7 protein-coding genes are annotated in these 9,312 nt (G+C 42.1%); 6 read left to right on the forward strand and 1 reads right to left on the reverse strand.

The window, feature by feature from the left end; translation table 11 throughout:
- Positions 1-380: 380 nt before the first annotated feature.
- The 3 genes from AC27KL_RS27940 to AC27KL_RS27950 all read left to right on the forward strand — a co-directional run bounded on the left by AC27KL_RS27940 (position 381) and on the right by AC27KL_RS27950 (position 4,055).
- Entirely contained in the window at positions 381-659 is a 279-nt protein-coding gene (locus AC27KL_RS27940; protein ID WP_487171790.1) for a hypothetical protein, read from the forward strand.
- Between the two features lie 108 nt (positions 660-767).
- On the forward strand, positions 768-1,655 hold the full coding sequence (locus tag AC27KL_RS27945; protein WP_487171791.1) for a copper amine oxidase N-terminal domain-containing protein: 888 nt from the start codon (positions 768-770) through the stop codon (positions 1,653-1,655).
- A gap of 18 nt (positions 1,656-1,673) precedes the next feature.
- Positions 1,674-4,055 (forward strand): CARDB domain-containing protein, encoded by a 2,382-nt coding sequence (locus AC27KL_RS27950; protein WP_487171792.1) that lies wholly within the window; start codon positions 1,674-1,676, stop codon positions 4,053-4,055.
- Between the two features lie 798 nt (positions 4,056-4,853).
- Here AC27KL_RS27950 and AC27KL_RS27955 read toward each other — a convergent pair.
- Positions 4,854-5,255: a PBECR3 domain-containing polyvalent protein gene (locus AC27KL_RS27955; RefSeq protein WP_487171793.1), complete on the reverse strand. Its 402-nt coding sequence runs from the start codon at positions 5,253-5,255 to the stop codon at positions 4,854-4,856.
- A gap of 443 nt (positions 5,256-5,698) precedes the next feature.
- Here AC27KL_RS27955 and AC27KL_RS27960 point away from each other — a divergent pair, with 443 nt between their 5' ends.
- The 3 genes from AC27KL_RS27960 (at position 5,699) to AC27KL_RS27970 (ending at position 8,814) form a co-directional block, all read left to right on the forward strand.
- Positions 5,699-6,262, forward strand: a complete 564-nt coding sequence (locus AC27KL_RS27960; RefSeq protein WP_487171794.1) for a MerR family transcriptional regulator — start codon at positions 5,699-5,701, stop codon at positions 6,260-6,262.
- 691 nt (positions 6,263-6,953) lie between these two features.
- Positions 6,954-7,796 (forward strand): helix-turn-helix domain-containing protein, encoded by an 843-nt coding sequence (locus AC27KL_RS27965; protein ID WP_487171795.1) that lies wholly within the window; start codon positions 6,954-6,956, stop codon positions 7,794-7,796.
- A 208-nt stretch (positions 7,797-8,004) separates the two neighbouring features.
- Entirely contained in the window at positions 8,005-8,814 is an 810-nt protein-coding gene (locus tag AC27KL_RS27970) for a hypothetical protein (RefSeq protein WP_487171796.1), read from the forward strand.
- The last annotated feature ends 498 nt before the right edge of the window (positions 8,815-9,312 follow it).

Raw genomic sequence — 9,312 nt, forward strand, 5'->3', positions numbered from 1 at the left:
AGCAATTCGGGAAAGTCTGGGCTTAAAATCCGAATCGGAAGTGCTGGCATACCTAGTTGCAATGTTTGATGATCAGAAGGGCAGAAACATAACTTTAACTGATCATCAGCGGTATTTGCAGTACGTTGAGGAAGCACATAAGAAAAGCGAATAGTAAAAACCCCATCCGGTGCGCCAACACCAAATGGGGCTAAAAAAGGAAAAAAGGTCCAGAGCTATGCACCGTTCTTTCCCACTAACATCCTAGTGGATTTCCTACTGTATTGCAATCTTGCTGCAGTCAGGAAATTTCTGCCTTGAGATTGGGGAGAAGAACGGGAGTTGCAGCTGCTTGGCTGCAGCTTTTTTATTTACCCAAATTTCAAGGAGGATGAGAGGTTATGGAAAATCAAAGTATGAGTGATTTGTCGATGAAAGCAGTAGAGGCTCTTGAACAGAAAAAGGAGCTTTTGTATAAGAGTTTTAGCATGATGCTGGAGAATATTCGTTCGAAGCATCCGGATCTGCAGGAAGATCTGTTTTCCTTGGAAGAGATTTTATTAGATATCGTAGTCGGCACATCCGAAGAGCTGTATGAAGTCGGATTCAGACAAGCTATTAACGTTGTTAAGGATTATGGATTTATTACAGCGATTCGGCTTATTGGGCAATCCGTTTAAATCATACTTTTTTGGTACTATTTTAGAACTTTTTTATTGGTAAAATGTGCTAACCTTAGGGATTAAGAGATGTATTTTATGCGATTAATTAAAAGGGGAAATGTAGAAATGAAAAAACCATTTATGGCATTAATGTTCAGTGTAATTATGGCATCTACTTCGATTTTGGCCACGGCTGCAGCTGCGGCGCCAGTCGTAAAAGTAACAAAAATTGTAAAGGTAACGGTCGATCAAAAAAACGTTAATTTTCCGGATGCAAAGCCTTATGTAGAGAGCAACCGCGTCTTGATTCCAGTTCGCTTTGTTTCCGAAGCTCTGGGCGCAAAAGTGGATTACAAAGACAAGACGGTTTTGATTAAACAAAACGGAAAGACTATCAGCATGAAGGTGAACAGTGCGATCGTTACCCGTAACCAGGATAAGTTGTTGCTGGATGTGCCGGCTCGTCTGCAGCAGAACCGTGTTTATGTACCATTGCGGTTTGTATCGGAAGCCTTGGGCGCCAAAGTGGATTGGAACCAAATTAAGTATTTGGTTACGATCACTACCGGCGCGGCCGATCCGAAAGCACCGGTGGTTACTCCGGAGAAGCCTGGAACATTCTTTAAGCCGTTTGAGTGGGAAGAGAAGACAGATTTGGGTAAAGCATTGTTCAAGAATAATGTAAAGTATGCCAATGGCCAGGTTACATTTACTGTGCCGGAGGATTCGTATGCAACGTATGAAAGCAATCAAAAAACTGTTAAATTAACGCCAGGCAAAAAGTACACGTATCCGGCAGGAACCGGTATTATTTCATTTTCAAAAATCTATGCAAAAGAAGACTATATCGAAGGTTACGGTTTATTCCTAGATACAAAACATGAAGCTTTGGCAGGGCAATTTGTAAGTGTAACCAGTGACGTTGTTGTTGAACATGGCTTTGTTAAAAATGGTAAATCTGTGGGTACGGCCGGAACGCTGACAGAAGTCATTGCAGCTGCTCAATCCTTGTGATGAGGGGGGATTGAGAGAATGAAGAAGGTTATAATTTTTATTCTGTTATTGATGATGTTTGGTTCTACGCTAGCTGCTTCTGCAGCTGGCACAGAGCCAATGTTGAAAAAGCATGTTACTGGTGGATGGAATTATGGAGAAAGTGATACTAATTTACGTGGATATATACCGGCTTTAGATGAAACGGTTGTCCGTCCTTGGGAATTGGTTCGATGGACAGGAATATTCAATTTTCCTGGTGGTAAATCTACGAAGATAAATAACTACGATGTTTTCAACGTAAAGAAAAAGGCTGATGACCCGAATTTTGATAAGGAAAACGGGTTCGGGTTGGTGCACAAAAGCCAGGCAGCCTTAGGTGATCTGTTTGATGCTATTATGATCGATCAGACTGTAGGAGCAAAGCAACGTTCCTATTTCCGGAACTCCTTTATCAAGTCTGCTGATGACCCTGTATTTAAAGATGGAAATCCTTTTTTCTATAGAGTAAGAAGTGACTGGTTTTTGCGGACATCAGGCATCGTACAACGAATGGGCATCAAGTTCACTGAAACCAAGAAAATCAGCAGCGGCGAACGTCAGGCTCTCTATAAGGTGTCCAAGTGGCCAGAAATGAAAGCTGCGGCTAACAGCGGAAAACTGCGCGTTGATTATTCTGCCTATGGAGTTAGCCAACGTGACATACGCATTGTAGCGACCAAAAAGGGGGCATTCCCGGACTTTTCGAATGTGGTGAGTCTTACAGGCGGAAATCTGATAAACACGTCAGAGGAAGCCTATAGCGGTTCCCTGCAGGTCGATTATAAGGAGCTATTCGCCACATTAGGCAATGAAATCGATGTAGTGATGGACGATGGGTATGGACGCACCGTGATTCAAACGGTTAAGCTGCCAAAAGCAGATGTCGATTACAAGCCTTTTAAGTTGTCCCTAACCGAAGGCGGCCAATTATGGGTGAAGTTCCGTCATCAGGGCGAAGACATCACTCGAGAAAATTATATTAGTGACCGCGGCATGCCAATGACTGCAGCGGTTAAAATAGGCGGGGCGACCACGGCAGAGTTTTCTTTGCCATCGATGTTTAAGGAGCTGCCGGCAACCATTAAAGATGGCCAAGAATTTAACTACATGTTAGGAAAAATTGAAATTGGAGATGCGCCAGGAAATTACTATATCAAGGTGGACGCCACGGTCAACAATCCGGATCATCAGGATCGGGCGTTAGAATCGCCGGCGGAAGCATACAAAAACAATAATATTCATGGGGAATGGAAGATCGAACGGAAAGGGCCCCAGTCCGATTTGATTGCCCAGTCGGTCACAGCGTCGCCAAGTTCGATCCAAAAAGGCGGAAAGTCCAATATCACGGCAAAAGTGAAGAATGAAGGAACCCAAGATCAAAGCAATGTTCTGATCCGATTTTATGATAATGACACCAAAATTTATGAAGTCCGGAAGTCCATGCCGATGAATAAATCAATCACCGTCGGTCCGTTCTCTTGGACAGGCAATACCGCGGGCATTCACAACATTTCAGTTCACGTGGATCCAGAAAGGGAAAAGCCGGATAAAGACCGGTCGAATAACGTGGCCACAACCGGCTGCAGCGTGACGGCTGCCGGCAGCGGCGGCGGGAACGGGTCCGAATGTAATAATTCGGCCGTTAATGGCAGCTGGAAAGTGACGTATCCACTTATTACGGGCTATCATACGAAAACGAGAACGGTAACCTGGACGGACAGTGCCGGCAAGACGCATACATCTACCGAAACGTATACCGACTATAGCGATCCGATATGGGAGACTCGAGACGTTCAATACCAAGAGCAGCTGAAGATCAATGCTGAGGTGAACACGAAACAGGGGATAGCAACTAGTCCAGGTCGGCAAAAAGCAGCAGATCGGGAAAGCAGAGGATCCTGGGAGATCATCCCGTATGCTAAAAAAGCCGGAAAGAATCCGAATCAGATTACTCGTGCCGGCTATGGATTTGAACTGAAAGTTACCACGCAATATAGTACTGATTGGGAAACGAAGGTACCTAAAGGACTGGAAGGAACGGCGAAGCCGATCGGAGGGAAGTATTATGGTCCGGATGAAGTATATGCAAGTATTTATGATTCCCAATGGAAATTCGAAAAGAAAATCAAATTAGAAAAAACAGGTGGAGACAGGAATTCCGCAACCTGGGAGCTGCCTGTAATGACAATCACCGCTGAATCCGGAGAGGTGTATAAGGAAAGAAAGTATCTTACATCTGTCAATGCACCGGATGGGGAGTACAGGGTAGTTATTTCAACATCGGCAGCTGGGATGAATGCCTTGACAGCATGCATTACGAAGAAAGTGGAGATTTGGGGCAGTATGTACGACGATGTTCAGAATTTAAGAGTAAAATAAGCTGCAGAACGGGGCCGAAAAGGCCCCGTTTCTTTAGTTCCCGGATCAGTTCCCGGGGGTTATCAGGGTATATAAAAATCTATAATCCTTGTGTATCAAGGCTTTTCAGATTTCGAATAAACAGAGAAGATCTGGGGAACTGATCCCGGAACTGATAATACTGGTTGCCGGCGTATTGGGCCGGGCAAAAGGAAAGCAGCTGCACTGCAAGGTAAACAACACCTGCAGATCAGCTGCTTAAAATAAATTGGTTATCCGGATCATTAACTTTTGGCCAATTTATCCAGGGTCTTTCTATATTTTTTTGATGCTTTCTTTGCAAGTTTCATTACATCCTTCGTATTGGAAATTATTATTTTTTGAGTAGGCATCCTTTATTCCTCCATCCCTTCTCAGAAAGCCCCAAATTGAATATAAGGGGCATTTCGCTTATTGTCCTTATAAAAGTCCAGTCCCCTCGAAAAGTGGCCTTACAATCAAAATATGAACGCCTAGTTAGAAGGACACCTTCCTTCGATTTTCAATCTTATGCAAAAAGGACCCCTTTCGGGGTCCCTCATTTTAGGATCAAAGCAGGGCGGCGTATCCTGATCTCTGGTAACTTACCTTTCGGTAAGCGCGTGGGGAACCTTTCCCACCTCAATGATCCTTAATTCATAGTGTAGTCAAACAATAGAAATTTCATGTCATATACTCGTTCGGTGTGCTACATAAATTATCATACAGAAACTATACGTCATAGTCAACCATGCAAAAGGGACATTTCAGGATTTTACGTGGGCAGAAATGTCCCAAGGACTACGGCTGAAAAGGAACCCAACGGCCACTTCTCAGTCGTTTTTGTAGTTTAACAGCAGCGTTATTTAAGTCGTAAAAGGATGATACATATAGGTATCCCGACGGATCTAATTTGATGGCTAATAACAAGGTATCCGTAACGATTTTAACAAGTTCGATGCTGTTTGGTTCTGTTGGATTTTTCCCAACATAATCCGGATTGGCAATCATGTCAGGAATCAAGTGGCCATGAAGTTCAATTATGCCTGGATGCTTTCGTTTAATATGCCGAATAGCACCAGGGTAGATTTGTACTTCTGCGATTGGAAAGTCAATACCTGTGAGTTTTTTAATGCTCGGAAGATTAAGCTTTCCAACGGTTTGAATGTCTGTAGCGTTGATATCGATATGATATGATTCCAAGGTTACGTTCCTTCCTGGCGTGTTTGATATAGCGAGTATACTGGACTGGGACGGCCTGGTACAGCTGTTTTTCATAATGATTAAACCCCCGTATATTTGTTTGGATGTATGCATTATAAGAAAGAGAGCAGGAAAATTTAACAGGTTTTGTGTCGAACCTGGTTTAACCCTCTAATATCGAAATGCTGGTCCGTTTGTGACACGTTCATTAGAAGCATTTCAATGGGATCTTTAACACCCTCTATGAAACTTATACGAGGAGTGCAGGCCATAATTAAGAGAGCGGATCAAAAAAATAATGCTCATCCTGTAAATAAAAAGCAGGGATCGAAATAGATCATATCGAAAATAGAAGAACGGAAGGACGGATGGAGGACGGATAGTATTTATAAGGCTCCGTCCTATTTGGACGGCGGACGGACGGAGGAGGACGGGGAGAACGAATGGATCGTTTACTCAGAAAAAAAGATCTTGTTGATGCTGTTGGAGTGGCCAAAAGTACAGTTTCTGATTGGGTAACGGAATTTCATATGTATATACCGGTAGTAAAGCAGGGGGCTGTTACATACTATCGTCCTGAAGCGATTGATGTCCTAAAAGCTATCCAGGATATGAGAGAGCAGAACTATACTAAGCCTCAAATCATGGAGCTACTTTCCAAAAAGGGGTTTCCAATTACGATTGAAGATGCGGTAGAAGGCGTTCAGCGAGCCTTGAGTCAGGCTGATGCCAGGGATACACTGCTTACGGTCATGCAAACAATGGGACAGGCTGTTATTGAGATCGGAAAGCAGACGGATCGTTTAAACCGGCATGACGAGAGGATTTCTGAACATAAAGAACGGATGGACGAACAGGACGGACGGATAACGGAAACGGTTAGTCATGTGAAAGCTCTGAGGAAAGAAGTGGAGGAATTAAGTCGCCAACTTGCCGAAGCTCAGAAACAGGTTGCAGCGTCGAATGAGCGGCGAAAGCCGTTCTTCTGGAGAATTTTCGGAAAATAGATTTTATAAAACAAGTCGCACGGGATGGAATAGCCGGCCGGCTTTTTTTGTGTTATTCGAAAATTTTTTTTGGTTTATTTTTGAAGGGAAATATGACACCAGTGCTTGAACGGTTAATTGGATTGTTGCGAATGGAGAGTTGTAGGCATAATCCCAGGTAGCGAGCGAGAGAGAAGAAATTAGGCTATGTGTTTTGCAGCGAAGGAAGACAAAATTCATGATTGGTTTTTCCCTGGTGAATGTTCGAATATATTGTTGACTCGATCTGAGTTTTGCCAAAAAGATGTCTAGTAAATTCTGCTAGAGTTATGGTAGTATTTTCTCAACAAAATAAAAAAGCCAACGTTTCACGGCAGGGTTTCCTAGGCCCTATGCTGTTTGACCGAACACCACTCGGCGAAACAGGTGCGCAAAACATTGACTCAGTGTTACCGATTACTATATGCATTCATTTCACTGAATACAATTTTACTGTATACAGGCGATGAATTCAATAGTATTTGAGATATATGTAGAGGGCCCTTGATTCCATTATTGGTGGATCGGGGGCCTTTTTGGTTTCCAAGAAAAATTATTGGAGGGTGTTCAAGAGATGAGTGAAAGAGCGAATACATGCAAGGTGACGGCCAACTCCGTGTATTTATTGTTCCGGTTGATATTTTAGACTTTAAACGTAGAGGAGTGTTTTTTAATGGCAAAAATGCATGAAAAGACCAATACCATCATTCGGACAAGCAAACGAGAAAATCCATATGTCATGATCGATAAATATGGTTTGAACGATGAACGGTTATCTTGGAAAGCTAAAGGCCTGCTGGCTTACCTTCTTTCAAAACCAGATGACTGGCAAGTTTACGAATCCGATCTAATCAAGCGTGCATCTGATGGGCGTGATGCAGTTAGATCCGGTTTGCGCGAGTTAGAGAAGTTTGGATATTTGTCCAGACGGCAGATCAGAGGGGAAAACGGAAGCTTTGGCCACATGGAATATATCGTATATGAACGTCCAGAAACCCTTGATGACACTAAAGAGATAACCGCAGACGGAAAATCCGTTCACGGTGAAAATGTACCGCAGACGGAAAATCCGTCGACGGGAAAACCGACGCCGGAAAACCCGCCACTACTAATTAATGATTGTACTAAGAATGATCTAAATATGATTGATTGTATGAGCCCCCCGGCAGAAATCGCCGTTGGTTCAGAATCCGAGTCTGTCTCAAATGAAATTTACGATACATTACAAACTGAAGTACCTAAAAATTGCTACATACAGGGAATGCCGTTGGGAACAGGATACATAAATGAAATTTATATCATGCTGCTGAACCAGTTCCCTAATCAACTTTCACCCGAAGTAGTACGTATTGCTTGTGAACTCTATTTCAACCGTGCTTGTCGCATTACCGTTCCGGAAGGCATAACCATGACCATGGATATCCAAAATCCAGTGGGCTTCTTTCAGATCTGCTACAAAGACGCAATCAAACAGTATAAGGCGCAACGATCGAGGAAGAGAACAACAGCGCGCTAAAAAGGGGATCAAAACATATGGATCAGTTCGAGTACGAAAGTTTTGCAATCGCTCAGGAGACACAATCAGTGTCTATTCGCGTCGTCAGACGAACATAACTGCCCTAAATCGCCGTTTTTATTCGTTGTTGGTATCTTTGCAAGTATAACAAGGAAAACGGCGTAGAAACGAAAATAAGGCCATTACAGGCGATGGTGTGGAGGTTTTTATGTCTACGCAAATTGGAGTTATTGGTGAGATTCAGGAAGTAACAGAAAAGCAGCTTAATACCATCACAGTCTACTGCATTGAGATGGTGGTTAAATCGAATCCAGCATCTTTCTATAGATATCCTGGTAAGTTTTTAAAAAATATTATTTTGCAGCCTATTCAGTATTCTATTATTTTAGAACGGAAAATATACAAAAAATTCCTTTTTGAAAATTTTAAAGTTTCTTTGGAAGAAGGTTTCTCTAAAATAGTTGGTAATTTGATCAAAGTTTACGGTGTTCCTGTATTGGACTTGCCTTTAACGGTTGCGAGTGGTGACATTGGGATTATTGCTCATAATATTCAGTTGCTTAATGACCCCGAGTCTCCGTTGGATATGAACTTGGGGAGAAAAAATTTGAGAGAACAGTTATTCCTTGCTAAGGAAAAAATTAAAGAGATTAGTGAAATATATAGTCTAAAAAAGGCTAACTATAAGGCTACGATACGGGACCTATCAGCTAAGTTGGAAAGATATTCCTATCGTGTTGATGGGCAAATAGATCAGTATTTTATGATTTCTGTAGATGAGCTCGAACCCCTTGAATTTTTTACGGAGCCGAATCCTATTAAAGTCGAATTAGCGATGGAGTATTATCATTCACATGGGGAACTAGAGGAAATAAATGTAAAAATTTTGGATGATAAATGGTTTATCGTTGATGGCTACGCTAAATTTATAGCTGCTAAAAAACTTGGACTTAAAAAGGTGAAAGTTAGAAACACAATATTATTAGGAACTGCAGAAGAGATACAAACTCCGATGTAGAAGAAATCCGGAGCAATCCGGAGAAAACAAGAGATTTTGTTTTTAGAAAACAGACTAAAAAATTGATTGTTCCACGGCAGGCTAATTGGCTGCTAGGGCTGAAAATGGCCAGATTTGGGGATCGGGCGGCTAGACATGTTCACCAAATGAAATATTTTGTACATATGTCGGGGCGGACTAGGAGATTTGAATATTAATATTCAATAATGATTAGATACAAAAAGTCGTTATATAGATACAAAAATATTGAAAATAGATAAATTGTATGATATTGTATCTGTAATTTGAAAGGAGGTGTTTGTAGCCATTAGGGAACAGGATAAAACAAGGAAAAACATCAAGGCTGCATTGCCGGTTAAGTCTGGAATCGAAGCAATTCGGGAAAGTCTGGGCTTAAAATCCGAATCGGAAGTGCTGGCATACCTAGTTGCAATGTTTGATGATCAGAAGGGCAGAAACATAACTTTAACTGATCATCAGCGGTATTTGCAGTACGTT

The sequence above is a fragment of the Paenibacillus sp. YAE3 genome (genome assembly GCF_057546105.1).

What these genes read in the sequence shown, in the direction of transcription:
- AC27KL_RS27940 (WP_487171790.1), top strand. Translation starts at nt 381, where the DNA reads ATGGAAAATCAAAGTATGAGTGATTTGTCGATGAAAGCAGTAGAGGCT.
- AC27KL_RS27945 (WP_487171791.1), top strand. Translation starts at nt 768, where the DNA reads ATGAAAAAACCATTTATGGCATTAATGTTCAGTGTAATTATGGCATCT.
- AC27KL_RS27950 (WP_487171792.1), top strand. Translation starts at nt 1,674, where the DNA reads ATGAAGAAGGTTATAATTTTTATTCTGTTATTGATGATGTTTGGTTCT.
- AC27KL_RS27960 (WP_487171794.1), top strand. Translation starts at nt 5,699, where the DNA reads ATGGATCGTTTACTCAGAAAAAAAGATCTTGTTGATGCTGTTGGAGTG.
- AC27KL_RS27965 (WP_487171795.1), top strand. Translation starts at nt 6,954, where the DNA reads ATGGCAAAAATGCATGAAAAGACCAATACCATCATTCGGACAAGCAAA.
- AC27KL_RS27970 (WP_487171796.1), top strand. Translation starts at nt 8,005, where the DNA reads ATGTCTACGCAAATTGGAGTTATTGGTGAGATTCAGGAAGTAACAGAA.